This is a genomic window from Variovorax paradoxus (assembly GCA_016806145.1).
Taxonomy (GTDB): Bacteria; Pseudomonadota; Gammaproteobacteria; order Burkholderiales; family Burkholderiaceae_C; genus Variovorax.
Genome location: CP063166.1, coordinates 4,585,160 through 4,610,161 on the forward strand (window position 1 = coordinate 4,585,160; position 25,002 = coordinate 4,610,161).

Consider the following 25,002-nt stretch of genomic DNA (forward strand, 5'->3'; position numbering starts at 1 on the left):
CGGTCTAGAACGAAATTGCAGGACCAGGTCAGGCGCCGTGCGCGGCCGCATAGGCCCCGGGCGTGAAACCCAGGAAGCGCACGAAGGCCCGCGTCATGTGGCTCTGGTCGGCAAAGCCCGCGCCAGCCGCGGCATCGGCCAGCGCCCGGCCCTGCGCGATCAGCCGCCGCGCGCGCGACAGCCGGCACTGCTGCAGCCAGGCATGCGGCGGCAGCCCGAAGGCGGCCGCGAAGCCGCGCAGCAGCTGCCAGCGGCTCAGGCCGGCCTCGTGCGCGAGCTCGGCCAGCGTGGGCGCGGCCACGCAGTCGTCGGCGATGCGTGCCCGCGCGCGCTCCAGCGCCACGGCAGCGATGCGAGGCACGGGTTCCGGCGTTAACGCGCCCGGCGCATCGCGCAGCAGCTCGAGCACGCCCTGCTCCAGCGCCAGCGCATCGGCACCCTCGGCCACGCCCGCGAACAGCCGTTCGACCCCGTGCCGCAGCGCCGGATCGTTGAGCACCGGCCGCGTCAGCTCGAGTCCGGGCGCGGCATCGGCCAGCAACGCGGGCGCCAGGTGCAGCATGCGCCAGGCGCGCGCCTCGCCGCGCAACGCGACGCCGTCGTGCACCTCGCCGGGATTGACCGTGATGACGTCCCCGCGCACCGCCTCGACCGCGCCGCGGCCGCTGGCCGAGCGCTGACCACCGCGGTCGATCACGCCGATGCCGTAGACGTCGTGCATGTGGCGCGGAAAGCTGCGCGCCGATTCGGCCGCGATCGTCTGCAGGCCCGCCAGCGCCGAGCCGCGGATGCGCACGGCATCGACGGGCGCGGGCCGCGGCATCATTCAGCCCCGCTGCTTGGCGAGCCAGCCGCGCAGCCGCTCCACGCCCTGCACCAGCCGCTGCGGATCCTTCGAGGCGAAGCACCAGCGCAGCCAGCCCTGCCCCTCGGGCGCGAAGGCGTTGCCGGGCGCGAGCCCGAGCCCTGCCTCGACCACCAGCCGCTTGGCCACCTCGAAGGAATCGTCGAAGCCCTCGAGCCGGAAGAAGGCGTACATGCCGCCCCTGGCCGGCGCCACCTGCACGCCCGGCACGGCCGCCAGCAGCGGCACCAGCGTGTCGCGGCAATGCTTGAGGTGCGCCACCACGCGCGGCGTGATCTCGGCCGTGTGCTCGATCGCCACCACCCCGGCGCGCTGCGTGAACACGCTCGCGCACGAGGTGTTGAACTCGATCAGCTTGCCGATGCCCTCGACCAACGCGGGCGGCAGCACCAGCCAGCCCAGGCGCCAGCCGGTCATCAGGAAGCTCTTCGAGAAGCTGTGCGTGACCACCAGCCGGTCGCCGGGCCGTGCGATGTCGAGGAGGCTCGGCGCGCAGCCGTTGGCCGTGGGTTCGAAGTACAGGCGCTCGTAGACCTCGTCCGCGAGGATCCAGGTGCCGGTCTCGCGGCAATGGTCGAGCATCGCCTGCTGCTCCTCGCGCGTCATGGTCCAGCCGGTCGGGTTGTTCGGCGCGTTGACGATCAGCAGCTTGGTGGTCGACGTGACCGCCGAGCGCAGCGCCTGCAGGTCGAGCGTCCATTCGCCCTGGACCGGCACCAGCGGCACCGTGCGCACCGTCGCGCCGAGGATCGCGGGCTGTGCCGTGAGGTTGGGCCACACGGGCGTCACCGCGACCACCTCGTCGCCGGCATCGACCAGCGCCTGCACCGCGAGCATCAGCGCGCTCACGCCGCCCGAGGTGACGGCGATGCGCGAGGCATCGACCGCGGGATGCAGGCTGCTGGTGTAGCGCGCGATCGCCGCGCGCAGCTCGGGCAGACCGAGGTTGTGGGCGTAGAAGGTCTCGCCGCGCTGCAGCGAATCGATCGCCGCCTGGCGGATGACTTCGGGCGTGACCTCGTCGCTCTCGCCGAACCAGAAGGCGAGCACGTCGCTGCGGCCGAGGCCGGCATTGGCGACTTCGCGGATCTTGGAGGCTTCGAGGTTGTGGATGGCTTGGCGCATGTCGTGTTCTTCTTTCGTTGTCGTCGTGTCTTCGCTTCGTGCCTTCAGGGGCGCTTCATCTTGCACGAAGTCGGCAGCTCCGCGCGCTCGGGGGCGATGGTCTTGATCACGCGAAAGCCGTAGCCCGAACCCTCGACGTCGAACTGCACGCCCGGCCGGCCCTGCTTGTCCATCACGCCGACCACGAGCTGCTGCTGGAACTGGTGGTCGGCCGCGCGCATGCGCCCGCGCTGGCCGTACAGCGTGACGTCGGCCTGCTCGAGCGCGCGCGCCACGGCCACGGTGTCGGTGCCGCCCGCGCGCTCGAGCGCCTGCGCCAGCGACTCGATCAGGAGCTGCATGCGCATGTGCACGTAGTCGTCGGCGGGCTTCGGAAAGCGCGTGCGGAAGGCGCGGTAGAAGGCCTCCGACTGCGACGTCTGCACGTTCGGCAGCCAGTCGGCCACCGCGATCACGCGGCCGATGCCGGCATCGCCGATGGCCGCGGGCGCGCCCAGCGCATTGCCGTAGAAGGTGTAGAAGGTGCCGTTGAAACCGGCCTCGCGCGCGGCCTTCACGAGCAGCGTGAGGTCGTTGCCCCAGTTGCCCGTGACCACCGCCTGCGCGCCGCTCGCGATGATCTTGCTGGCGTAGGGCGCGAAGTCCTTGACCTTGCCCAGCGGATGCAGCTCGTCGCCGACGATCTCCACGTCGGGCCGCAGCACGCCGAGCTGGCGCCGCGATTCGCGCAGCACCGCCTGGCCGAAGCTGTAGTCCTGCCCCAGCAGGTAGATGCGCTTGAGCGCGGCGTCGTCCTTCACCACGTCCATCAGCGCGGCCACGCGCATGTCGGCATGGGCGTCGAAGCGGAAGTGCCAGAAGCTGCAGCGCTCGTTGGTCAGCGAAGGCTCGACCGCCGCGTAGTTGAGGAACAGCATGCGCCGCTGCGGGTCGCGCTCGTTGTTCTTGTCGATCGCATCGATCAGCGCCGCCGCGGTGGCCGAGGAGTTGCCCTGCAGCACGATGCGCGCGCCGTCGTCGATCGCGGCGCGCAGTGCCGACAGCGCTTCCTCGTTCTGCCCCTTGCTGTCGTAGCGGTCGAGCTGCAGCGGTCGCGCGCCGCCCGGCAGCTTGATTCCGCCGCGCGCATTCACGCGCTCCACGGCCCACAGCAGGTTGCGGAACACCGCCTCGCCGGTGTTGGCGAACGGGCCGCTCATGCTCTCGATCAACGCGAGGCGGATGGGTGCGGGCGGGGTCTGCGCGAGCGCCGCGAAGGGCCTCGCGCATAGCGACAGTGCCGCGAATTTCAAGGCCTGGCGGCGCTCGAAAAAGCTGGAATTCATTGACTTGAAACGCGCGCCGCTGGGCCTAGATGAGGTTTCAAGCGGCACTCAGGATTGAACGGCCGCGCAGTGTAAGGGACACACATTCCATGTCCCCATTGTGTTCATTCAGGAGTACTTCCATGTTTTTCGCACCCGCCCTTCGCGCCACCCGTTTCACCCCCCGCGCCCATGACCGCGCCTTCGAACGCTTCGTGAACGATGCCTTCGCCGGCACCGCGCGCCGCTCGCCGCTGGTCGAGCAGGACGACAAGAGCTGGACCCTGTCGCTCGACGTGCCCGGTTTCGCCCGCGAGGACCTGAGCATCGGCATCGAAGGCGCCGTGGTCCGCATCGAGAGCAAGGCCGACGCCAAGCGCCAGTTCAAGGCCGCCTACGAGCTGCCGCTGGACATCGACGCCGCTGCGAGCGAAGCCAAGCTCGAGAACGGCGTGCTGACCCTGAAGCTCGCCAAGGTGGTGCCGGTCAGCCAGGTCTCGCAGCTGCAGATCAACTGATCCAGGCGCAACCGAGCTGCGAAAAAGCCCGCGCGGCGACGAGCCGCGCGGGCTTTTTCATGGGCGTTCTCAGGCGGTGGCGGGCAGGTCCGCCGACAGGGAGGCCATCGGCCAGCGCGGCTTCACGTCGAAGGCATAGCGCTCGGTGGGCTGCGACAGCCCCGACTGCAGCCGCATCGCCGCGGCCATCGCGATCATCGCGCCGTTGTCGGTGCACAGGTGCAGCTCGGGGTAGTGCACGCGCACGCCGCGCTTGGCGCAGGCGGCATTGAGCTGCTCGCGCAACATGCGGTTCGCGCCCACGCCGCCGGCCACCACCAGCCGCTTGAGACCGGCCTGGTCGAGCGCGGCCAGCGATTTCTTCAGCAGCACCTCGACGATCGCCGCCTGCGTGGAGGCCGCGAGGTCGGGCTTGCGCGCCTCGAGTGCGTCGCCGAGCTTCCTGGCCTGCGTGAGCACGGCCGTCTTGAGGCCGGCGAAGGAGAAGTCGAGGTCGCCGCTGTGCAGCAGCGGGCGCGGCAGCTTGAAGGCCGCCGGGTCGCCGCCCTCGGCCAGCTTGGCGAGCCAGGGGCCGCCGGGGTACGGCAGGCCCATGAGCTTGGCGCTCTTGTCGAAGGCCTCGCCGGCCGCGTCGTCGATGGTTTCGCCGAGCAGCTCGTAGCGGCCCACGCCGTCCACGCGCATCAGTTGGGTGTGGCCGCCCGAGACGAGAAGCGCCACGAAGGGGAACTCGGGCGGGTCGGCGCTCAGGAACGGCGACAGCAGGTGGCCCTCGAGGTGGTGCACGCCGAGCACCGGCTTGCCGAGCGCCGCGCCCAGCGCGCAGGCCACGCCCGCGCCCACGAGCAGTGCGCCCGCGAGGCCGGGGCCGCGCGTGTAGGCGACCACGTCGACCTCGGCCAGCGTGCGCCCGGCCTCGGCCATCACGGCATCGGTCAGCGGCAGCACGCGGCGGATGTGGTCGCGGCTCGCGAGTTCGGGCACCACGCCGCCATAGGCCTGGTGCATCGCGATCTGGCTGTGCAGCGCATGCGAGCGCAGCACCGGCAGCGCGTCGCCATGCGACTCGACCAGCGCCACGCCGGTCTCGTCGCAGGAGGATTCGATTCCTAGAAGCAGCATGGCCGGGAGTGTAGGCGGCGGGCGGTAGGGGTTGCTGGCGCGGGGGTACGGCACGGATGTTGCACATGGTCCGGCACCCCATGAAATCCGGCCTGCACTTCCTGATCGCCGCGCGGCGCAGCGAGATCGACGCGCTCGAGCAGCTCGCGCGCACCAGCGAGCTGGTCGGCGCCGTCGGCCGGCTCGTGCATGCGCTGCAGCGCGAGCGCGGCATGTCGAACGTGTTCCTGGCCTCGCGCGGGGCACGCTTCGCCGCGCAGCGCGATCCGCAGATCGACGAATGCATGGCGCTCGAGCAGGCGGTGCGGCTGGGCTTCGACCGGCTCGAGGCCGAGGCGCAGGGCCGCGCGGGCGACGGCAACCACACGCGGCTGTTCAGCCGCATCGCCTGGGTGCTGCCGGGCCTCGATGGCCTGCCGGCCCTGCGCCGGCGCATCGCCGCGCTCGAACTGCAACCCGCGCAGGCCACCGCGGCCTTCGCCAAGCTGGTCGCGGGGCTGCTGTCGGTGGTGTTCGAAGCGGCCGACGGCGCCACCGACCCCGAGATCTCGCGCCTGCTGGTGGCGCTGTTCAACTTCATGCAGGGCAAGGAGTTCGCGGGCCAGGAACGCGCCCTCGGCGCCGCCGCCCTCGCCATGGGCCGCGTCGACGACGCGCAGCGCGCCCAGTGGCTGCACCTGGTCGAGTCGCAGGAGCGCTGCTTCCAGGTCTTCACCGAGTTCTCGAACCCCGCGCTGCTCGCGCTGTGGCGCCAGAGCCAGAGCGACAGCACGCTGGCCGAGCTCGAGCGCATGCGTCGCATCGGCACCGTGCATCCGGGCGCGGCGCCCGCGGGCGGCCTGCCCGATCCGCGGCTGAGCCAGACCTGGTTCGACTGCTGCAGCGCGCGCATCGACGCCATGCGCACCGTCGAGGACCGGCTCGCCTGCGACCTGCGCCTGCAATGCGGCCACAAGACCGAACAGGCGCGGCGCGAGCTCGGGGACTACCAGCGCCTGCTCGACACCCTGGCGCCGCGCGACGACGGCGAGCGCTTCTTCGACGACGTGCTGGCGCCGGTGCCGCCCGCCGCGCGCCCGGCCGCGCCCGAAGCGGCCACGCTCTACGGCCGCACGCTCGAGCGCTCGGTGCTCGACATGGTGCAGGCCCAGTCGCGCCGGCTGCAGGCCATGGGCGACGAGCTCGAGACCGTGCGCGCCTCGCTCAACGAGCGCAAGCTGGTCGAGCGCGCCAAGGGCCTCTTGATGGCGCATCGCCGGATGAGCGAGGAAGAGGCGCACAAGATGCTGCGCCAGACCGCGATGAACCAGAACCGCCGGCTGGTCGACGTGGCCGAGTCGGTGCTCGCGATGGCCGACTACCTGCCACGCTGATCGGTCCGCCCTGGTGCAGTGCACAACAAGCGTGCCTGCCGACGCGCCGGCCGCTCTTCCCCACCGAATCGAGGGCCCGGGCGCACCCATACGGCGCATCGAGCTAGCAAAGCCATAGCAAACCACGCGCGCCGAGGCTGGCACGCGCTTTGCTCAAGACAGTTCATGAGGCCTTCGGGCCTCCAGGCAGAGGGCCCCCAATGGCGGGGGCCGTCCACCGACCCGGACAAAGGCGTCCTTATCCCGCGGGGCTGGCTCGTTTGCGAGCAGCCCCCTGCGGCGGTGAGGACGCCTTTTCGTTTTTGTCTTCCTCCTTTCTCTTCAGCTGGAGTCCGCCCCATGTCCGATACGCTGCAAACCAAACTGAGCCGGCGCCGCGTGCTGCAGGCCGCCGCCATCGGCGCCGTCGGGATCGATCCCGCGCTGCGCGCCGCCGTCTGGGCCCAGGGCTCCGACAAGCCCGAGAAGGAGGAGGTCAAGATCGGCTTCATCCCGCTGACCGACTGCGCCAGCGTGGTGATGGCCTCGGTGCTGGGCATCGACAAGAAGTACGGTGTGAAGATCGTGCCGAGCAAGGAGGCGAGCTGGGCCGGCGTGCGCGACAAGCTGGCCAACGGCGACCTCGACATGGCCCACGTGCTGTACGGCCTGGTCTACGGCATGCACCTGGGCCTGAGCGGCCCGAAGAAGGACATGGCCGTGCTCATGACCCTCAACAACAACGGCCAGGCGATCACGCTGTCGAAGAAGCTGGCCGACAAGGGCGCGGTCGACGCGGCCTCGCTCGCCAAGCTGATCGCCAGCGAGAAGCGCGAATACACCTTCGCCCAGACCTTCCCCACCGGCACCCACGCGATGTGGCTCTACTACTGGCTCGCCTCGGCAGGCATCGACCCGTTCAAGGACGTCAAGAACATCACCGTGCCGCCGCCGCAGATGGTGGCCAACATGCGCGTGGGCAACATGGACGGCTACTGCGTGGGCGAGCCCTGGGGCCAGCGCGCGATCATGGACGGTATTGGCATCACGGCCATCACCACGCAGGACATCTGGAAGGACCACCCCGAGAAGGTGCTCGGCACCACGGCCGAGTTCGCGAAGAAGTACCCGAACACCGCGCGCGCCGTGACCGCTGCCGTGCTCGAGGCCGGCAAGTGGATCGACACCGGCCTGCAGAACAAGAACAAGATGGCCGAGACCATCGCCGACAAGAGCTACGTCAACACCAGCGTGGACGCGATCAACCAGCGCATCCTGGGCCGCTACGTCAACGGCCTGGGCAAGAGCTGGGACGACCCGAACCACATGAAGTTCTACAACGGCGGCGCGGTCACTTTCCCCTATCTCTCCGACGGCATGTGGTTCCTCACGCAGCACAAGCGCTGGGGCCTGCTCAAGGAGCATCCCGACTACCTCAAGGTGGCCACCGAGATCAACCGCATCGACATCTACAAGCAGGCCGCCGCCGCCACGCAGACGCCGGTGCCCAAGGACCCGATGCGCAGCAGCAAGCTGTTCGACGGTTCGGTCTGGGACGGCAAGGACCCGAAGAAGTACGCCGAGTCGTTCAAGCTTCATGCATAGGGAGAACACCATGGTCAGCGCAGTCTTCCATTCGCCGCTCGAGGCGGTCGCCGCGCCGTCGGCTCCAGCCATCGCGGCCAAGCCGGTCGCCGCCACCGCGGCACCCGTTCGCCCCGTGCGCGAGACGCGGACGCGCACGCCGCTCGACCTGCGCGCCTTCTGGATGCGCGTGCTGCCGCCGCTCGCGGGCTTCGGCCTGCTGCTGCTGGTGTGGGAGATCGTGGCCATGCGCAGCACCACCGGCTTCCCCTCGCCGCTGGCGGTCTGGCAGCAGGCGCTCACGGTGTTCAGCGATCCCTTCTACAGCAAGGGCCCGAACGACCAGGGCGTGGGCTGGAACGTGCTGTCCTCGCTGCAGCGCGTGGCGCTGGGCTTCGGCCTCGCGGCGCTGGTCGGCATTCCGGCCGGCTTCGCGATCGGGCGCTTCGAGTTCCTTGCGCGCATGTTCAATCCGCTGATCAGCCTGCTGCGCCCCGTCTCGCCGCTGGCCTGGCTGCCGATCGGCCTCTTGGTGTTCAAGGGCGCCGACCCGGCCGCGATCTGGACCATCTTCATCTGCTCGATCTGGCCGATGGTGATCAACACCGCCGTGGGCGTGCAGCGCGTGCCGAGCGACTACATGAACGTGGCCAAGGTGCTGAACCTCAGCGAATGGAAGATCCTCACCAAGATCCTGTTCCCGGCCGTGCTGCCCTACATGCTGACCGGCGTGCGGCTGGCCGTGGGCACCGCCTGGCTGGTGATCGTGGCGGCCGAGATGCTGACCGGCGGCGTGGGCATCGGCTTCTGGGTCTGGGACGAGTGGAACAACCTCAACGTCGCCAACATCATCATCGCGATCTTCGTGATCGGCATCGTCGGCCTGGTGCTCGAGTTCGCGCTGATCAAGCTCGCGACGGCCTTCACGTTCGAAGAGGTGAAATCATGATCGACGAATCGAAGTACATCGAGATCCACGGCGTCGAACAGGCCTTCAAGACGCCCAAGGGCCGCTTCGTCGCGCTGCGCGACGTGCACCTTGGTGTGGCCAAGGGCGAGTTCATCACGCTGATCGGCCATTCGGGCTGCGGCAAGTCCACGCTGTTGAACCTGATCGCCGGGCTCACCACGCCCACCGCGGGCGCGCTGCTGTGCGCCAACAAGGAAATCAAAGGCCCGGGCCCCGAGCGCGCCGTGGTGTTCCAGAATCACTCGCTGCTGCCCTGGCTCACCTGCTTCGAGAACGTCTACCTCGCGGTCGAGCGCGTGTTCGCCGCCACCGAGAACAAGGCCCAGCTGCGCGCGCGCACCGATGCGGCACTGGCGCTGGTCGGCCTCACGCCAGCCGCGCAGAAGCGCCCCGGCGAGATCTCGGGCGGCATGAAGCAGCGCGTGGGCATCGCGCGTGCGCTGTCGATGGAACCCAAGGTGCTGCTGATGGACGAGCCCTTCGGCGCGCTCGACGCCCTCACGCGCGCCAAGCTGCAGGACGAGCTGCTGGCCATCGTGCAGAAGACCCGCAGCACGGTCGTGATGGTCACGCACGACGTGGACGAGGCCGTGCTGCTGAGCGACCGCATCGTGATGTTGACCAACGGCCCGGCCGCCACCATCGGCGAGGTGCTCACGGTCGACATTCCGCGCCCGCGCAACCGCGTCGAGCTCGCGGAGGACCCGGCCTACGTGCATGCGCGCAAAGCCGTGATCGACTTCCTCTACACGCGGCAGGGGCACGTGGAGAAGGCAGCGGCCTGAACCGCGACGCCGCCCCCGGGCGCATCACGACATGATGACCTGGAGGCTGTGCTCGTACGAGGCCGTGAGGCCCTCGAAGGTGTCGACCAGCGCCTCGCTCGAGCGCACCAGCGCGGCGCGGCCGTCGGCGCTCTCGAGCGCGCGCACGCCGCCCACCAGCCGCAGCCATTCGTCGCGCGCGCTCGCAAGCCCGGCGCGGATCTCCGCGGTGCTCAGCGGCGCGCGCTCGAGTTCGAGCAGCGCGGCCTCGAATTCGTCCATGGTCGGCAGCAGCCGCGCCCGAGAGGCCTGCTGCTCGAGCGCCGAGGCCAGCAGCGCGTCCTTGGCCAGCCGCTGGGCGCGCATGCGCTGGCGGCCGCAGATGTTGACGATGCGCAGCGCGCGCCGCGCGCCCGAGGCTTCGAGCGCCTCGGTCAGCGCCTCGGCGGCCGCGAGCAGCACCTCGGCGCGATGGTCGATGTCGGCCAGCCCCGCGGCGCTGGGGCGCGCGGCGAGCGCGGTCGACAGCACGGTCCAGGCCGCCCGCGCCTCGGCCAGCGCCAGGGCGCCCGCCGCCTTCAGGCCGAGGGTCGCGAGGTGATCGAGGTTGCTCTGCACCCGTTCGGCCGACTGCGCGCGCAGCACGCGCGCGCGCTGCACGTCGATGCCGCCCAGCAGCTGCGCGGCCAGCCGCACCAGCCGCTGCGAGAGCATGCGCAGCTGGCCCGCGCGGTTGATCGCCTCGGCCCACTGCGCGGCCTCGATGACCGAGCGCGAGACCTCGCCGAGCCGCAGGTTCGCATGCATCGCGGCGCCGCGAATCAGGCCGAAGGCCTCGTCCTCGCCGATGCCGCGCGCGGACATCAGCAAGCCCTTGGCGCGATCGACCCACTTGCGCTCGTCCATCCGGGTGCGCAGGTTCTCCAACTCGGTGCGCAGCGCGTGCTCGCGCTGCCAGCGGGCCTGCGCGCGCGCGAGCAGCGCCAGCAGCGATGCCGCATCGAACGTCTCGAGCGACTCGAACGGCGACCAGGCATGCACGCCGAGCGCGACCAGCTCCTCGTGCCGCGCGCCATCGAGCGGCGCGCTCGCCAGGCTCAGCGCGCAGGGCGGCAGGCCCGACCAGGCGCGCAGCACCTCGAGCAGTTCGCGCGTCGGCGCGGCCGTGCAGACCAGCACCTGGCGCGGTGCGAGCGCTTCGGCGTCGCGCGCGAGGCCCGGCAGGTCCGTGCAGCCGAGCAGCTCGATGCCGGCCTCGGCCAGCGCGGCGCTCATCGCCGCGGGCAAGGCGCTCGCGCCGGGTTCATCGGGAAGGACAACGAGAAGGGACATCGGTCGAAGGACGTGGGATCGGGCACCGCGAGCATAGGCGAGGGCCGATGCCCGCCGGGTCTTTCGTGCGCGGCATGCGTCTTGCATGAAACGGACCGCGGTGTAACGAAGCACCGCTTTGGTGAGGCCGCAGGCTCCTGCGTCCGTTCCGGCAGCAACGATGCCGGCTGCACCCTTCATGCCGACGGCGCCCGTCGTCGGCTCCCCCGTCCCACCCCCGTCCGTCGACTCGGTCTCCACAGGGCCGGGCCGCGGCTTTTCGCACCCACGAACACCATGCCCGGTTTCAGGAATTTCTTGCGCTCAGGCCACGGCCCGACACTGTTCGCGGCCTTCCTGTATTTCTCGTTCTCCTGCTGCATCTGGGTGCTCAACGGCGCCATGGCGCCCTTCATCGGCGAGAGCTTCGACCTCTCGCCGGCGCAGAAGGGGCTGATGCTCTCGGTGCCGATCATCGCGGGCGCGCTCATGCGCTTCCCGCTCGGCATCCTGTCGCAGTACATCGGCCGCAAGAAGGCCACGCTGGTCGAGATGGCGCTGATCGCGGTGGCAATGCTGTTCGGCTTCTTCTTCGTGCGCAGCTTCAACGACCTGCTGGCCATGGGCGTGCTGCTGGGCATCGCTGGCGCGAGCTTCGGCGTGGCGCTGTCGCTCGGCTCGGGCTGGTTCCCGCCGCAGCACAAGGGCCTGGCGATGGGCCTGGTGGGCGCGGGCAACGTGGGCACCGCGGTGTCGGTGCTGATCGCGCCGCCGCTCGCGCAGTGGCTGGGCTGGCAGGCGGTGTACGGCGTGGCCGCGGGCGCGATCCTGATCCCGATGGTGGTGATGGTGGTGTTCGCCAAGGAACCGCCCGACGTGAACGCGCATTCGAGCTTCCGCGAGCACATCGCCTGCCTGTTCGAGAAGGACGGCTGGGTGTTCAGCCTGATCTACGGCGTGACCTTCGGCGGCTTCATCGGCCTCACGACCTTCCTGCCCTCCTACTACTACGACCAGTTCGGCGTCAGCAAGGTGCAGGCGGGCCAGCTCACCATGCTCGCGGCCTTCATGGGCGCGGCGGTGCGCATCGCCGGCGGCTGGATCTCCGACCGCTGGGGCGGCGTGAACACGCTGACGGTGGTGCTGCTGGTGGTGGCCGTGGCGCTGGCGCTCGTGGGGCTGGCTTCGGGCTCGCTGGTGCTCACCACCCTGCTGCTGATCGTCTGCTTCGCGGCGCTGGGCGCGGGCAACGGCGCGCTGTTCCAGCTGGTGCCGCTGCGCTGGCCGCTGAGCACCGCGGTGGCCGGCTCGATGATCGGCGAGATCGGCGCCCTGGGCGGCGGGCTGGTGCCCAACGCCATGGGCCTGTCGAAGCAGTACCTGGGCAGCTACCTCTGGGGCTTCGTCTTCTTCGCGGCGCTGTCGCTCGTGATGCTGGGCGTGATGCGCGTGATGCAGATCCGCTGGACCCGCACCTGGGCCGAGAAGGGGGGCCGGGCGCGCGTGGCGCCGGCACCGGCACCGGCGGCCGCCTCGCACCGGAGGACCGCGTGAACACCCCCTCCGTTCGCCCTGAGCCTGTCGAAGGGCTGTACCCACGGCGCGCACGGCTTCGACAAGCTCAGCCCGAACGGGGATGGCGACTCTCAGCGTGGCAGGAACAGCAGCCACACCACCAGCAGCAGGTTGAACAGCACCGACACGCCGAGCGCGAGCTGGTAAAGCGCCAGCGGATCGCGGCGGATCAGCGGCGTGGCGACGGGCGCGCCCACCGGGCGCGAGGCGCCGCGCTCGAGCGCGAGCAGCAGCTCCTCGGCGGTCTCGAAGCGTTCGCGCGGATCGCGCGCCACGGCCTTGCGCACCAGGTGGTCGAGCCAGATCGGCACGTCGGGCCGCAGGCGCGACAGCGCCACCGGGTCGCGCCGGTAGCGCCCCACCTGGTAGGGCTCGATCTCGCCGTAGGGCAGGTGGCCGGTGAGCCACTGGTAGAGGGTCACGCCGAGCGCGAACAGGTCGCTGCCGGCGTCGGCCGTGCCGCCCTCCTCCCACTGTTCGGGGTTGATGTAGCTCGGCGTGCCGGCATGCAGCTCGCGCTGCGCCGCGCTCTCGCGGCCCGACAGCGCCACGCCCAGGTCGAGGATGCGCCAGCGCCCGTCGTCGCCGCGGTGCAGGTTGCCGGGCTTGATGTCGCGGTGCACCACGCCCTGGCGGTGCAGCCGGCCGAGCGCGCGGCTCCATGCGATGGCGGCCGCCACCACCTCGGCCACGGCACCGCGCGGATCGGCCTTGCGCAGCTGCTCGAGCGTGCGGCCGCCATGCCAGTCGAACACGATGTAGAGCGCGCTGGCATCGGCCGCGCGCTCGTGCGCCCGCACGAAGCCGTCGCCGCCCACGCGCAGCCCGAGCCAGGCCTCGTGCGCGAGCATCGCGCGCTCCTGCGGATCGCCGGCGCGCGCGGGATGCAGGGTCTTGAGCGCGACCAACGCGCGCGTGACGGGATCGCGCGCCTGGTAGAGCAGGTGCACGCCGGTGTCGGCCACCAGCGCGGTCACCACGTAGCCGTCGAGCGCTTCGCCCACCTTGAGCGCGGGCGGCGGTGCGAGCCGGCGGCCATCGCCGAGCTCGTCGTCGAGCCGGCGCGCGTCGAGCCCCAGCACGCGGATCACCAGCGCGGTCGCGTTGTCGCGCGTGCCGGCATCGAGCGCCGCGTTCACCAGCGCCTCGCTCGCGGCCTCGGCGTCGCCCTGCAGCGCCAGCGCGGCCAGTCGCCGCGCGTCGAGCACGCCATGCACGCCGTCGGAACTCAGCACGAAGCAGTCGCCCACGCGCAGGTCGCCCTGCAGGTAGTCGACGCGCACCTGGTCGTCGAGGCCGATGGCGCGCGTGAGCCGGCTGCGCAGGTCGGGATGGTCGAAGGCATGGTCCTGCGTCAGCGGCACGGCGGCGGCCTCGCCGGCGCGCACGCGCCAGGCGCGCGTGTCGCCCACGTGGGCCAGCGTGTAGCCCTGGCCGTGCAGCACCAGCGCGGTCAGCGTGGTGAGGGCGGCGCCGCCCTCCTCGCTCTTCTTGCCCTGGCGCCGGCGATTGTGGTCGGCCAGCCAGCCGTTCTGCGCACCGATCAGGCGGTCGAGCGCGGCGGTCGGCTCCCAGGTCGCGGGCGTGGCGAAATAGTCGGCCAGCAGGCCCATCACCGTGGTCTGCGCCGCCTCGCGGCCGCGCCCGCCGGCCGAAACGCCGTCGGCAATGGCCGCGATCAGCCCGCGCGCCTCGTCGCCCGGCGGGGCATGCACCGCGCCGGCGAAGTCCTCGTTGGCCTCGCGCGGGCCGCGTTGGCTGCTGTAGCCGATGTCCACCTCGAAGCTCATGGCGCGATTCTGACCGCGCGCGATGAGCACGCGCTCGCTTGATGTCCCCCAGTTCGCAGAAAGGCAGGGCCCCATGGAGAAGATGAAACTCGTGCTGATCGGCAACGGCATGGCCGGCGTGCGCACGCTCGAGGAGCTGCTGAAGATCGCGCCCGGCCTCTACGACATCACGGTGTTCGGCGCCGAGCCGCATCCCAACTACAACCGCATCATGCTGTCGCCGGTGCTCGCGGGCGAGCAGACGCTCGACGAGATCGTGCTCAACGGCTGGGACTGGTACCGCGACCACGGCATCGCGGTGCATGCCGGGAAGAAGGTGGTCGAGGTCGACCGCGTGAAGCGCATCGTGCGCGCCGACGACGGCACCGAGGCCGCCTACGACCGCCTGCTGGTCTGCACCGGCTCCACCCCCTTCATGCTGCCGGTGCCCGGCAAGGATCTCGAGGGCGTGATCGCCTACCGCGACATCGCCGACACCGACTGCATGATCGAGACCGCGCGCACGCACCGCCACGCGGTGGTGATCGGCGGCGGCCTCTTGGGCCTGGAGGCCGCCAACGGCCTGATGCGGCGCGGCATGGAGGTGACGGTGGTGCACGTCATGCCCTGGCTCATGGAACGCCAGCTCGACGAGGCCGCGGCCCGGCTGCTGCAGCAGTCGCTCGAGGAACGCGGCCTGAAGTTCAGGATGGGCGCGCAGACCCAGGAACTGGTCGGCGGCGAACAGGGCCGCGTCACCGCGATCCGCTTCAAGGACGGCAGCGAGGTCCCGGCCGACCTGGTCGTGATGGCCGTGGGCATCCGCCCCAACGTCGAGCTGGCCGAACGCATGCGGCTGCACTGCCACCGCGGCATCGTGGTCACCGACACGCTGCAGACCGTGACCGATGCGCGGATCTACGCGGTCGGCGAATGCGCGGCGCACCGCGGCATCGCCTACGGCCTGGTGGCGCCGCTGTTCGAGCAGGCCAAGGTGGCGGCCAACCACCTCGCGCAGTTCGGCATCGGCCGCTACCAGGGCTCGCTGACCTCGACCAAGCTCAAGGTCACGGGCATCGACCTGTTCAGCGCGGGCGAGTTCATGGGCGGCGAAGGCACCGAGGAGATCGTGATGAGCGATCCCTTCGGCGGCGTCTACAAGAAGCTGGTGCTCAAGGACGACAAGCTGGTGGGCGCCTGCCTCTACGGCGACACGGTGGACGGCAGCTGGTACTACGAGCTGGTGCGCGAGGGGCGCAGCGTGCAGGAGATCCGCGACCGGCTGATGTTCGGCGAGGCGGCCACGGGCGATGCCGGTGGCGAGAACGAAGCGATCCCGGCCGGCGAACCGAAGGCGGCCGCATGACCGACACCCGCTCCACCTGCCCCTACTGCGGCGTCGGCTGCGGCGTGATCATCGAGTCCGAGGGTGCGCAGATCACCGGCGTGCGCGGCGACCCCGACCATCCGGCCAACTTCGGCCGCCTGTGCACCAAGGGCTCGACCCTGCACCTGACGGCCAGCGCGCCGATCACGCGCCAGACGCGGCTGCTGCGCCCGATGCAGCGCGCGCGCCGCGGCGAGGCGCCGCAGCCGCTGGACTGGGACGCGGCGCTCGACCAGGCGGCCAGCCGCTTCGCCGGCATCGTGCAGGCGCACGGCCCCGACGCGGTCGGCTTCTACGTCTCGGGCCAGCTGCTGACCGAGGACTACTACGTCTTCAACAAGCTCGCCAAGGGCCTGGTCGGCACCAACAACATCGACACCAACTCGCGCCTGTGCATGAGCAGCGCGGTGGCCGGCTACAAGCAGACGCTGGGCGCCGACGCGCCGCCTGCCTGCTACGACGACCTGCGGCATGCGCAGTGCCTGTTCATCGTCGGCAGCAACACCGCCTGGGCCCATCCGATCCTGTTTCGCCGCATCGAGGACGCGAAGGCCGCCAACCCGGCGCTGAAGATCGTGGTGGCCGACCCGCGCCGCACCGACACGGTGGAGATCGCCGACCTGTTCCTGCCGCTGCAGCCGGGCACCGACGTGATGCTGTTCAACGGCATGCTGCACCTGATGCTGCGCGAAGGCTGGATCGCCGCCGACTACATCGCGGCCCACACCAGCGGCTTCGAGGCGCTGAAGGCCACGGTGGGCGACTGCACGCCCGAGACGGTGGCGAGGGTCTGCGGCCTGTCGACCGAGCAGCTGTTCGAGGCGGCCCGGCTGTTCGCCACCTCGCCGGCCACGCTGAGCCTGTATTGCCAGGGACTCAACCAGTCCTCGAGCGGCACCGCGAAGAATGCCGCGCTGATCAACCTGCACCTGGCCACGGGCCAGATCGGGCGCGCGGGCGCGGGGCCGTTCTCGCTCACCGGCCAGCCCAATGCGATGGGCGGGCGCGAGGTCGGCGGCCTCGCGAACCTGCTGAGCGCGCACCGCGATCTCGCGAACCCCGCGCACCGCGCCGAGGTGGCGGCGCTCTGGGGCGTGCCCTCGGTGCCCGCGCAGCCCGGCAAGACCGCGGTCGAGATGTTCCAGGCCGCGGCCGACGGCGAGATCCGCGCGCTGTGGATCGCCTGCACCAACCCGGCCCAGTCCATGCCCGACCAGGCCACGGTGCGCCGCGCGCTCGAGCGCGCCGAGTTCGTGGTGGTGCAGGAAGCCTTCGCCACCACGGCCACCTGCGCCTATGCCGACCTGCTGCTGCCGGCCACCACCTGGGGCGAGAAGGAAGGCACGGTGACCAACAGCGAACGCCGCATCTCGCGCGTGCGCCCCGCCGTGCCGCCGGCCGGCGAGGCGCGCCACGACTGGTCGATCGCGGCCGAATTCGCGCGCCGGCTCGAGGCGAGGCTGGGCCGCGTGGCCACGCTGTTCGCTTACGAGAACGCCGAGTCGGTCTGGAACGAGCACCGCGAATCGACGCGCGGGCGCGACCTCGACATCACCGGCCTGAGCTGGGCGATGCTCGAGCACGCCGGCCCGCAGCAATGGCCGCTGCGCGAGGGCGAGACGGCCGGCCGCGCGCGCCTGTACGAAGACGGCGTGTTCCCCACGCCCGACAGCCGCGCGCGCTTCGCCGACACCGTCTACCGCCCGCTGGCCGAGCCGCGCGAGCCGCGCTGGCCGTTCTCGCTCAACACCGGCCGGCTGCGCGACCAGTGGCACGGCATGAGCCGCACCGGCAACGTCGGCCGGCTGTTCGGCCACGTGGCCGAGCCCGCGGTGCAGATGAACCCGCAGGACATGGCGCGGCGCGCGCTGCGCGAGGGCGACCTGGTGCACCTGAGCTCCAGGCGCGGCTCGATCCTGCTGCCCGCGCGCGCCAGCGAGGAGATCGCGCCCGACCAGGCCTTCGTCGCGATGCACTGGGGCGGCGAGTACCTGGGCGGCTCGTCCTCCACCGGCACGCCGCTGGCGGGCATCAATGCCGTCACCACGCCGGCGTACTGCCCCATCTCGAAGCAGCCCGAGCTCAAGCACGTGCCGGTCAAGATCCTCAAGGCCGAGCTGCCCTGGTCGCTGCTGGCCATGGCCTGGCTGCCCGACGACGACGCGCTGGCCGCGCGACGCGCGCTGCAGGCGCTGATGGCGGCCTTTCCGTTCGCGGCCTGCGTGCCCTTCTCGGGCGCCGACGGCAGCCGCGGTGGTCTGCTGTTCCGCGCCGCCGCCTACGAGGCGCCCGACGACGCCCTGCTCTCGCGCATCGAGGGCCTGTTGGGCCTGCAGGCGCCCGACACCCTGCGCTATGCCGACCGCCGCCGCGGCCAGCGCCGCGCGGCGCGGCTGGCGCGCCGGGCCGACGGCGCACGGCTCGAAGCCTTCCTTTTGGGCGGCGACACCAGCGCCGAGGCCTGGATCGCCACCGTGCTGCGCGAGGAGCTGCCGGCGCAGGACTACGGCCGGCTGCTGCTGTCGCCCGGCGCGCGCGCGCCGGTGGCGGTGCAGTCGCGCGGCAAGCCGGTGTGCACCTGCTTCAACGTGACCGACCTCGCGATCGAGCGCCAGCTGCGGCGCTGCGACGGCTCGCCCGCGGAACGGCTGGCCGCGCTGCAGGGGGCGCTGAAATGCGGCACCAACTGCGGTTCGTGCATTCCCGAGCTCAAGCGGCGGGTGCGCTCGACGCCGGTGGAGGCGCTGGCGTGAGCCGCGCCCTGCCTTGCTCCTTCCCCCGCTGGGGGAAGGCCGGGATGGGGGCTCCGGGCCGTTCCATCGTTACGCACGCATCCATCGCCCGGTGCCCCCACCCCAGCCCTCCCCCCAGCGGGGGAGGGAGCACAAGCCCCCGCGTCCAGGACAGGCATAAGCGAACTCTCATTCCGGCATAAGCCTTGCGGGACAATCCGCCTACCCATGGGAATCAGCCACTACATCAAGGAAATCGGCCGGGGCGCGCGCGGCGCCCGGCCGTTGTCGCGCGAACAGGCCTGCGACCTGTTCGGCCAGGTGCTCGACGGCACCGTCACCGACCTCGAGATCGGCGGCTTCTGCCTCGCGATGCGGATCAAGGGCGAAACGCCCGAGGAGATGGCGGGCTTCCTCGACGCCACGCATGCGAGGCTGGCGCGCTTTCCCGCCAGCGAGCGGGCCCTGGTCGTGCTGCCCAGCTACAACGGCGCGCGCAAGCTGCCGGTGCTCACGCCGCTGCTGGCGCTGCTGCTGGCGCGCGAGGGGCTGCCGGTGCTGGTGCACGGCAGCGCCACCGAGACCGCGCGCGTGCTGGCCTCCAACGTGCTCGAGGCGCTGGGCACCGCGCCGCTGGCCGCGGTGCGGCAAATCGCCGCAGGCGAGGTCGCCTTCGCCGCCACCGAGCTGATGAGCCCGGGCCTCAAGCGGCTGCTCGACGTGCGCCGCGTGGTCGGCCTGCGCAACCCGGGCCACAGCGTGGTCAAGCTGATGCAGCCCGGCGCCGGCGCCTGCGTGGTGGTCGGCAGCTACACCCATCCCGAATACGCGCGCGTCATGGCCGCCACCTTCGAGCTCACCGGCATGACGGCGCTGCTGTCGCGCGGCCTCGAGGGAGAGGTGGTGTCGGACCCGCGCCGCACCGCCCAGATCGACGGCTTCGTGCGCGGCGTGCGCACCGAGCTGCAGGCCCAGCAGCCCGGCACCGACCCCGAGGTGCCCGGCCTGCCGAAGGACATCGACGTCGCGACCACGGCCGACTACACGCGCCGCGTGCTGGCGGGCGAGCTCCCCGTGCCCGAGGCGATCGCAACGCAGGTCCGGCACATCACGCAACTGGCATCCCACGCATGACAACCAACGCCCCCACCCCCTCCCTCATCGCCGGCCGCTGCACGCTGGTGGGCGCCGGCCCGGGCGACCCCGAGCTGCTGACCGTCAAGGCCGTGAAGGCGATCCAGGCCGCCACGGTGCTGCTGGTCGACGACCTCGTGAACGACGCCATCGTGCAGGCCTATGCGCGGCCCGATGCGCGCATCGTGCACGTGGGCAAGCGCGGCGGCTGCAAGAGCACGCCGCAGGCCTTCATCGAGCGGCTGATGATCACCGCGGTGCGCGAGGGCGAGACGGTGGTGCGGCTCAAGGGCGGCGATCCCTTCATCTTCGGCCGCGGCGGCGAGGAGGTCGAGCACCTGCGCGAGGCCGGCATCGAATGCGCGGTGGTCAACGGCATCACGGCCGGCCTCGCGGCCGTCACCGCGCTGGGCGTGCCGCTCACGCACCGCGACCATGCACAGGGCGTGGTGTTCGTCACCGGCCATGCCAAGACGGGCGCCGGCGCCGCCGACGACCCGACCGACTGGCGCGCGCTGGCCGCGACCGCGCACGGCGCGCGGCTCACGCTGGTGATCTACATGGGCGTGTCGGGCGCGGCCCACATCGAGCGCGAGCTGCTGCACGGCCTGCCGGCCAGCACGCCGGTGGCCGTGATCCAGCATGCGAGCCTGCCGCAGCAACGCCACGTCGCGGCCACGCTGGGCCGGCTGCAGCGCGCCATCGCCGAGGCCGGCCTCGCGAGCCCGGCGGTGATCGTGGTGGGCGACGTGCTGCGCGGCCTGGCCGCCGCCGGCCTGCCCGCGGACGCGGACCGCTTCGGCACCTGATCTCCGCACGCGCCGTGCGCGCCGTGCGCGCCGTACGCCCTAAGGCGTAGAGGCGGCGCAGCGCGGCGGCCGCGGGCATGGATCGTGCTCGGCCACGGGCAATGAATGCCGTCGCCACGCCCGTCCCCGCCGCCATCGAGATCGTCGCGCTGAGCAAGCGCTACGCCCCGGGCACCCCGGCCGCCGTCGACCGGATCGACCTGCGCATCGCCAGCGGCAGCTACTGCTGCCTGCTCGGCCCCTCGGGCTGCGGCAAGAGCACCACGCTGCGCATGATCGCGGGCCACGAGTCGGTGACCAGCGGCGACATCCTGCTCGACAACCGCAACATCACCGACCTGCCGGCCGCCGCGCGCGGCACGGCGATGATGTTCCAGAGCTTCGCGCTGTTCCCGCACCTGTCGGCCACCGACAACGTGGCCTTCAGCCTCAAGATGAAGGGCGTGGGCAAGGCCGAGCGCCAGCAGCGCGCCAATGCGCTGCTCGAGCGCGTCGCGATGGGCCACCTGGCCGCGCGCAAGCCCGGCGAACTCTCGGGCGGCCAGCAGCAGCGCGTGGCGCTGGCGCGCGCGCTCATCACCGAGCCGCGCGTGCTGCTGCTCGACGAGCCGCTGTCGGCGCTCGACCCCTTCCTGCGCATCCAGATGCGCGCCGAGTTGCGGCGCTGGCAGAAGGAGCTGGGCCTGACCTTCGTGCACGTCACGCACTCGCAGGAAGAGGCGATGGCGCTGGCCGACACCATGGTGGTGATGAACCACGGTGTGATCGAGCAGGTCGGCTCGCCGCACGCGGTCTACAACCATCCGGCCAGCGAATTCGTGGCGCGCTTCATGGGCGGCCACAACGTGCTCGACACACCCGCCGGCCCGATCGCGGTGCGCAACGACCGCATGCGGATCGCGCCGGCCGCCGAGACGGCCGAGGGCCTGGCCGCCACCGTCACCGACGTCGAATACCAGGGCACCTACGTGCTGCTGGGCCTCGCGCTCGACGCGGCCGCGCCCGGACGCGCGAACGTGTCGGTGCAGCTCGGCGAGGCCGCGTTCCTCGCAAAGCCGTACGCGCTCGGCGAGGCCGTGCGGCTGTCGTGGGCCGAGGCCGATGCGCGCGTGCTCGGGCCGGGCGCGAAGCCGCCGGGCGAGCGCACGCCGGAGCCCACGGCCGCGCTGCGCGACGACACGGCAGCGATCGCGATGACGCTCTGAGCCCCCTCTTTTCTTTCTTCCCTTCCGCGTTCCTCCCCTTTCTTTCAGGAGACTCAGAATGACCGACACCCTCGACTCCACCCTCGGACTCAAGCGCCGCACCTTGCTGCAAGGCACGGCCGGCATCCTGGCCACCGGCATCGCGCCCTTCGTGCATGCGCAGGACAAGGTGGTGCTGCGCTACCTCGGCACGGCAGTGAACCAGGACAAGGCGATCGCCGAGAAGTTCAAGGCCGACACCGGCATCGAGATCCAGTACGTGGCCGTGACCACCGACGACGTGACCAAGCGCGCGGTGACGGCGCCCAACAGCTTCGACCTGATCGACACCGAGTTCTTCTCGCTCAAGAAGATCGTGCCGACCGGCAACCTCAAGGGCATCGACAGCAAGCGCGTGAAGAACGCCGACAAGATCACCTCGCTGTTCACCAAGGGCGAGGTGGCGGGCAAGAAGGTCGGCGACCAGGGCACGGCGCCCGTGAAGGTGATCTATCTCGAGGGCGAGAAGAGCAAGGCCTTCGCCAAGTCGGCCACGCAGTTCATGTCGCTGATCCCGACCACCTACAACGCCGACACGCTGGGCATCCGCCCCGACCTCATCAAGCGCCCCATTGGCTCCTGGGCCGAACTGCTGAACCCCGAGTTCAAGGGCAAGACCGCGATCCTCAACATTCCCTCGATCGGCATCATGGACGCGGCGATGGTGGTGGAGGCCAAGGGCATCCACAAGTACGCCGACAAGGGCAACATGACCAAGGCCGAGATCGACCTCACGATCAAGACCTTGATCGAAGCCAAGAAGGCCGGCCAGTTCCGCGCGCTGTGGAAGGACTTCAACGAGTCGGTGAACCTGATGGCCTCGGGCGAGGTGGTGATCCAGTCGATGTGGTCGCCGGCCGTGACGGCCGTGCGCAGCAAGGGCATCGACTGCACCTTCCAGCCGCTCAAGGAAGGCTATCGCGCCTGGGCCTCGGGCTTCGGCCTGCCTGCCACGCTGTCGGGCAAGAAGCTCGACGCGGCCTACGAGTTCATCAACTGGTTCCTCGACGGCTGGGCCGGCGCCTACCTCAACCGCCAGGGCTACTACAGCGCGGTGCTCGACACGGCGAAGTCCAAGATGGAAGCCTACGAGTGGGCCTACTGGATGGAGGGCAAGCCCGCGGCGCAGGACATCAAGAGCCCGCAGGGCGACGTGATCGCCAAGGCCGGCGCGGTGCGCGACGGCGGCAGCTACGAGCAGCGCATGGGCGGCATCGCCTGCTGGAACGCCGTGATGGACGAGAACGAGTACATGGTGAGGAAGTGGAACGAGTTCGTCGCGGCCTGATCCCGTGAGCGCACCCACCGCCCGCGCGAACGCCGCCACCGAGCCGCTGCATGCCGTGAAGGCATGGTGGCAGGCGGCGCCGTTCGCGCTGGTGTTCCTGCTGTTCTTCCTGGTTCCGCTGGCGCTGGTGGCGATGGTGAGCCTGTGGAACTTCAACGAGTACGAGCTGATCCCGGCGTTCACGCCGCGCAACTACCTGAGCCTGTTCGAGGGCTGTTCGCGGCTGACCGACAACGGCGACCTCTGCGTGACGCTCAACACCTACCTGAGCACCTTCAAGTTCTGCCTGCTGGTCTGGGGCATCACGCTGCTGATCGGTTTCTCGGTGGCCTACTTCCTGGCCTTCCACGTGCGCTCGTCGACGATGCAGACGGTGCTGTTCGTGCTGTGCACGGTGCCGTTCTGGACCTCGAACGTGATCCGCATGATCTCGTGGGTGCCGCTTCTGGGCCGCAACGGGCTGGTGAACCAGGCGCTGATGGGCCTGGGGCTGGTGCAGCAGCCGGTGGAGTGGCTGCTGTTCTCCGACTTCTCGGTGGTGCTGGCCTTCGTGCACCTCTACACGATGTTCATGATCGTGCCGATCTTCAACAGCATGATGCGCATCGACCGCTCGCTGCTCGAGGCCGCGAACGACGCGGGCGCCTCGGGCTGGCAGACGTTGTGGAACGTGGTGGTGCCGCTGTCGCGCACGGGCATCCTGATCGGCTCGATCTTCGTCATCACCATCGTGATGGGCGACTTCGTGACCATCGGCGTGATGGGCGGCCAGCAGATCGCCTCGATCGGCAAGATCATCCAGGTGCAGACCTCGTACCTGCAGTTCCCGCTGGCGGCGGCCAACGCGATGATCCTGCTGGCGGTGGTGCTGATGATCATCTGGGGGCTGACGCGGCTGGTGGACATACGCAAGGAGCTCTAGGTGGTGTTCTTGCATTGCCGATTTCGACCTGCGGGGCGCGCTCGCGCCGACGGGGTGCTCTGCTCCGCGAATGTTCCCCGGGCTTCGGCCTCCTCCTTGATTTCGCTGCGCAGAGCACCCCATCGACGCGAGCGAGGCGCAGCGGTGATGACGGGCCGGGCACCACCAGCCTGCCCGGATGCACGGGGTACCGGGTACTCCCCGCAGCGAAATCAAGGAGGAGCCCGAAGGGCGGGGGACATTCGCGGAGGGGAGTACCCGGTGCCCCGTGCATCCACCCCGAAAAAAGACATGCCATGACCCCACACATCCGAGAGAAACGCAACAAGGGCTTCTGGCCCCTGGCCACCGTCTTCGCCCTCTTCGTGCTGTTCCTCTACGGCCCGATGATCACGATCTTCGTGCTGAGCTTCCAGGGCCCCGAAGGCGGCCTGACCTTCCCGCTGCGCGGCGTCTCGCTGCACTGGTTTTACAAGCTCGCCGAGGGCCTGGGCACGGTCGACATCGGCGCCGCGTTCCGGCGTTCGCTCGCGCTGGGCGCCGCGGTCATGGGCTTCACCGTCGTGCTCTCGGTGCTCGCCGGCCTCGCGTTCCGCAAGAAGCTCGCGGGCGGCAACACCCTGTTCTTCGTCACGGTCGCGAGCCTGATCATGCCGTCGATCATCATCTCGCTGGGCATCGGCCTGCAGTTCCGGCTGCTCGACACCGGCATCAAGGCCCTGCTGACCGCCATCGACGCCACCACCCTGCTCGAGGGCTACGGCACCGCGCTCGGCCTGTTCAGTTCCGCCCTCGGCGCCCACCTCACCTGGACCCTGCCCTTCGGGCTGCTCATCATGTTCGCGGTCTTCAACCGCTTCAACCCGGCCTACGAGGAGGCCGCGCGCGACCTCGGCGCCACGCCCTGGCAGACCTTCCGCTTCGTCGTGCTGCCGCTGATCGGCCCCTCGATCGTGGGCATCGGCATGTTCGGCTTCACCCTCTCGTGGGACGAGATCGCGCGCACCTCGCAGGCCATCGGCGACGTCAACACCCTGCCGCTCGAGCTGCAGGGCCTGACCTCGACCGTGACCACCCCTTCGATCTATGCCCTCGGCACGGTGACGACCGTGGTGTCGCTGCTGGTCATGGCCGCGGCGCTGGGCGCGGCCGCGCTGCTGCGGCGACGCTCCACCCGAAGGGGGTGACCGCTTTGGCGCCGCCCGACCTAAAATCGCGCCCCTACAA

19 protein-coding genes and 1 pseudogene are annotated in these 25,002 nt (G+C 70.6%); 14 read left to right on the top strand and 6 right to left on the bottom strand.

Translation table 11 applies throughout. The annotated features are described in order from the left end of the window. Positions 1 to 28: 28 nt before the first annotated feature. From INQ48_21425 to INQ48_21435, 3 genes are read right to left on the bottom strand one after another with little or no spacing between them, the layout of a single operon-like run. Positions 29 to 823, bottom strand: coding sequence for an AraC family transcriptional regulator (locus tag INQ48_21425; protein QRF60830.1), 795 nt, complete (start codon positions 821 to 823; stop codon positions 29 to 31). A 3-nt stretch (positions 824 to 826) separates the two neighbouring features. Further along, positions 827 to 1,990, bottom strand: coding sequence for a pyridoxal phosphate-dependent aminotransferase (locus INQ48_21430; protein QRF55926.1), 1,164 nt, complete (start codon positions 1,988 to 1,990; stop codon positions 827 to 829). A 44-nt stretch (positions 1,991 to 2,034) separates the two neighbouring features. Beyond that, on the bottom strand, positions 2,035 to 3,315 hold the full coding sequence (locus tag INQ48_21435) for a branched-chain amino acid ABC transporter substrate-binding protein (protein ID QRF55927.1): 1,281 nt from the start codon (positions 3,313 to 3,315) through the stop codon (positions 2,035 to 2,037). A gap of 122 nt (positions 3,316 to 3,437) precedes the next feature. Between INQ48_21435 and INQ48_21440 the strand changes: the two genes are divergently transcribed. Continuing rightward, positions 3,438 to 3,812 (top strand): Hsp20 family protein, encoded by a 375-nt coding sequence (locus tag INQ48_21440; protein ID QRF55928.1) that lies wholly within the window; start codon positions 3,438 to 3,440, stop codon positions 3,810 to 3,812. Positions 3,813 to 3,881: 69 nt separating this feature from the next. On the opposite strand, the gene tsaD is transcribed toward INQ48_21440, so the two are convergent. Continuing rightward, on the bottom strand, positions 3,882 to 4,934 hold the full coding sequence (gene tsaD, locus INQ48_21445; protein QRF55929.1) for a tRNA (adenosine(37)-N6)-threonylcarbamoyltransferase complex transferase subunit TsaD: 1,053 nt from the start codon (positions 4,932 to 4,934) through the stop codon (positions 3,882 to 3,884). Positions 4,935 to 5,014: 80 nt separating this feature from the next. Between tsaD and INQ48_21450 the strand changes: the two genes are divergently transcribed. The 4 genes from INQ48_21450 (at position 5,015) to INQ48_21465 (ending at position 9,625) form a co-directional block, all read left to right on the top strand. Continuing rightward, positions 5,015 to 6,307 carry a nitrate- and nitrite sensing domain-containing protein gene (locus INQ48_21450; GenBank protein QRF55930.1) on the top strand — a complete coding sequence of 431 codons (1,293 nt, stop codon included), beginning with the start codon at positions 5,015 to 5,017 and terminating at the stop codon, positions 6,305 to 6,307. Positions 6,308 to 6,646: 339 nt separating this feature from the next. After that, positions 6,647 to 7,891, top strand: a complete 1,245-nt coding sequence (locus tag INQ48_21455) for an ABC transporter substrate-binding protein (protein ID QRF55931.1) — start codon at positions 6,647 to 6,649, stop codon at positions 7,889 to 7,891. Positions 7,892 to 7,901: 10 nt separating this feature from the next. Continuing rightward, positions 7,902 to 8,819, top strand: a complete 918-nt coding sequence (ntrB, locus tag INQ48_21460; GenBank protein ID QRF55932.1) for a nitrate ABC transporter permease — start codon at positions 7,902 to 7,904, stop codon at positions 8,817 to 8,819. Next, positions 8,816 to 9,625: an ABC transporter ATP-binding protein gene (locus INQ48_21465; GenBank protein ID QRF55933.1), complete on the top strand. Its 810-nt coding sequence runs from the start codon at positions 8,816 to 8,818 to the stop codon at positions 9,623 to 9,625. The genes ntrB and INQ48_21465 overlap by 4 nt, the downstream gene beginning before the upstream one ends. Positions 9,626 to 9,649: 24 nt before the next feature. Here the strand turns inward: INQ48_21465 and INQ48_21470 are convergent, their stop codons facing one another. Beyond that, positions 9,650 to 11,023, bottom strand: coding sequence for a type IV pili methyl-accepting chemotaxis transducer N-terminal domain-containing protein (locus tag INQ48_21470; GenBank protein ID QRF55934.1), 1,374 nt, complete (start codon positions 11,021 to 11,023; stop codon positions 9,650 to 9,652). Between the two features lie 189 nt (positions 11,024 to 11,212). Here INQ48_21470 and INQ48_21475 point away from each other — a divergent pair, with 189 nt between their 5' ends. Further along, the gene (locus INQ48_21475; protein QRF55935.1) at positions 11,213 to 12,469 is read left to right on the top strand and encodes a NarK/NasA family nitrate transporter; all 1,257 of its coding nucleotides are present in this window, start codon (positions 11,213 to 11,215) and stop codon (positions 12,467 to 12,469) included. A 92-nt stretch (positions 12,470 to 12,561) separates the two neighbouring features. Here the strand turns inward: INQ48_21475 and INQ48_21480 are convergent, their stop codons facing one another. Continuing rightward, positions 12,562 to 14,280, bottom strand: coding sequence for a bifunctional protein-serine/threonine kinase/phosphatase (locus tag INQ48_21480; GenBank protein QRF55936.1), 1,719 nt, complete (start codon positions 14,278 to 14,280; stop codon positions 12,562 to 12,564). A gap of 73 nt (positions 14,281 to 14,353) precedes the next feature. Between INQ48_21480 and INQ48_21485 the strand changes: the two are divergent. From INQ48_21485 to INQ48_21520, 8 genes and pseudogenes are all read left to right on the top strand, one after another. Continuing rightward, a pseudogene (locus INQ48_21485) lies at positions 14,354 to 15,559 on the top strand (NAD(P)/FAD-dependent oxidoreductase). Between the two features lie 62 nt (positions 15,560 to 15,621). Then, positions 15,622 to 18,399 (top strand): molybdopterin-dependent oxidoreductase, encoded by a 2,778-nt coding sequence (locus tag INQ48_21490; GenBank protein ID QRF55937.1) that lies wholly within the window; start codon positions 15,622 to 15,624, stop codon positions 18,397 to 18,399. A 207-nt stretch (positions 18,400 to 18,606) separates the two neighbouring features. Next, the gene (gene ybiB, locus INQ48_21495; protein QRF55938.1) at positions 18,607 to 19,512 is read left to right on the top strand and encodes a DNA-binding protein YbiB; all 906 of its coding nucleotides are present in this window, start codon (positions 18,607 to 18,609) and stop codon (positions 19,510 to 19,512) included. After that, a complete protein-coding gene (gene cobA, locus INQ48_21500) occupies positions 19,509 to 20,321 on the top strand; it encodes a uroporphyrinogen-III C-methyltransferase (GenBank protein ID QRF55939.1) in 813 nt (270 codons plus the stop codon). Before ybiB ends, cobA begins: the two co-directional genes overlap by 4 nt. Before the next feature lie 101 nt (positions 20,322 to 20,422). Beyond that, positions 20,423 to 21,526: an ABC transporter ATP-binding protein gene (locus INQ48_21505; GenBank protein ID QRF55940.1), complete on the top strand. Its 1,104-nt coding sequence runs from the start codon at positions 20,423 to 20,425 to the stop codon at positions 21,524 to 21,526. Positions 21,527 to 21,584: 58 nt separating this feature from the next. Further along, positions 21,585 to 22,853, top strand: coding sequence for an extracellular solute-binding protein (locus tag INQ48_21510; protein ID QRF55941.1), 1,269 nt, complete (start codon positions 21,585 to 21,587; stop codon positions 22,851 to 22,853). Positions 22,854 to 22,857: 4 nt separating this feature from the next. Beyond that, complete coding sequence (locus INQ48_21515; protein QRF55942.1) at positions 22,858 to 23,775, top strand: ABC transporter permease; 918 nt, start codon at positions 22,858 to 22,860, stop codon at positions 23,773 to 23,775. 296 nt (positions 23,776 to 24,071) lie between these two features. Beyond that, positions 24,072 to 24,962, top strand: coding sequence for an ABC transporter permease (locus INQ48_21520; protein ID QRF55943.1), 891 nt, complete (start codon positions 24,072 to 24,074; stop codon positions 24,960 to 24,962). Positions 24,963 to 25,002 lie beyond the last annotated feature (40 nt).

Bases quoted from the DNA above. Each gene is read 5' to 3' on its own strand.
- INQ48_21425 (QRF60830.1), bottom strand. From the start codon at position 823: ATGCCGCGGCCCGCGCCCGTCGATGCCGTGCGCATCCGCGGCTCGGCG.
- INQ48_21430 (QRF55926.1), bottom strand. From the start codon at position 1,990: ATGCGCCAAGCCATCCACAACCTCGAAGCCTCCAAGATCCGCGAAGTC.
- INQ48_21435 (QRF55927.1), bottom strand. From the start codon at position 3,315: ATGAATTCCAGCTTTTTCGAGCGCCGCCAGGCCTTGAAATTCGCGGCA.
- INQ48_21440 (QRF55928.1), top strand. From the start codon at position 3,438: ATGTTTTTCGCACCCGCCCTTCGCGCCACCCGTTTCACCCCCCGCGCC.
- tsaD (QRF55929.1), bottom strand. From the start codon at position 4,934: ATGCTGCTTCTAGGAATCGAATCCTCCTGCGACGAGACCGGCGTGGCG.
- INQ48_21450 (QRF55930.1), top strand. From the start codon at position 5,015: ATGAAATCCGGCCTGCACTTCCTGATCGCCGCGCGGCGCAGCGAGATC.
- INQ48_21455 (QRF55931.1), top strand. From the start codon at position 6,647: ATGTCCGATACGCTGCAAACCAAACTGAGCCGGCGCCGCGTGCTGCAG.
- ntrB (QRF55932.1), top strand. From the start codon at position 7,902: ATGGTCAGCGCAGTCTTCCATTCGCCGCTCGAGGCGGTCGCCGCGCCG.
- INQ48_21465 (QRF55933.1), top strand. From the start codon at position 8,816: ATGATCGACGAATCGAAGTACATCGAGATCCACGGCGTCGAACAGGCC.
- INQ48_21470 (QRF55934.1), bottom strand. From the start codon at position 11,023: ATGCAAGACGCATGCCGCGCACGAAAGACCCGGCGGGCATCGGCCCTC.
- INQ48_21475 (QRF55935.1), top strand. From the start codon at position 11,213: ATGCCCGGTTTCAGGAATTTCTTGCGCTCAGGCCACGGCCCGACACTG.
- INQ48_21480 (QRF55936.1), bottom strand. From the start codon at position 14,280: ATGAGCTTCGAGGTGGACATCGGCTACAGCAGCCAACGCGGCCCGCGC.
- INQ48_21490 (QRF55937.1), top strand. From the start codon at position 15,622: ATGACCGACACCCGCTCCACCTGCCCCTACTGCGGCGTCGGCTGCGGC.
- ybiB (QRF55938.1), top strand. From the start codon at position 18,607: ATGGGAATCAGCCACTACATCAAGGAAATCGGCCGGGGCGCGCGCGGC.
- cobA (QRF55939.1), top strand. From the start codon at position 19,509: ATGACAACCAACGCCCCCACCCCCTCCCTCATCGCCGGCCGCTGCACG.
- INQ48_21505 (QRF55940.1), top strand. From the start codon at position 20,423: ATGAATGCCGTCGCCACGCCCGTCCCCGCCGCCATCGAGATCGTCGCG.
- INQ48_21510 (QRF55941.1), top strand. From the start codon at position 21,585: ATGACCGACACCCTCGACTCCACCCTCGGACTCAAGCGCCGCACCTTG.
- INQ48_21520 (QRF55943.1), top strand. From the start codon at position 24,072: ATGACCCCACACATCCGAGAGAAACGCAACAAGGGCTTCTGGCCCCTG.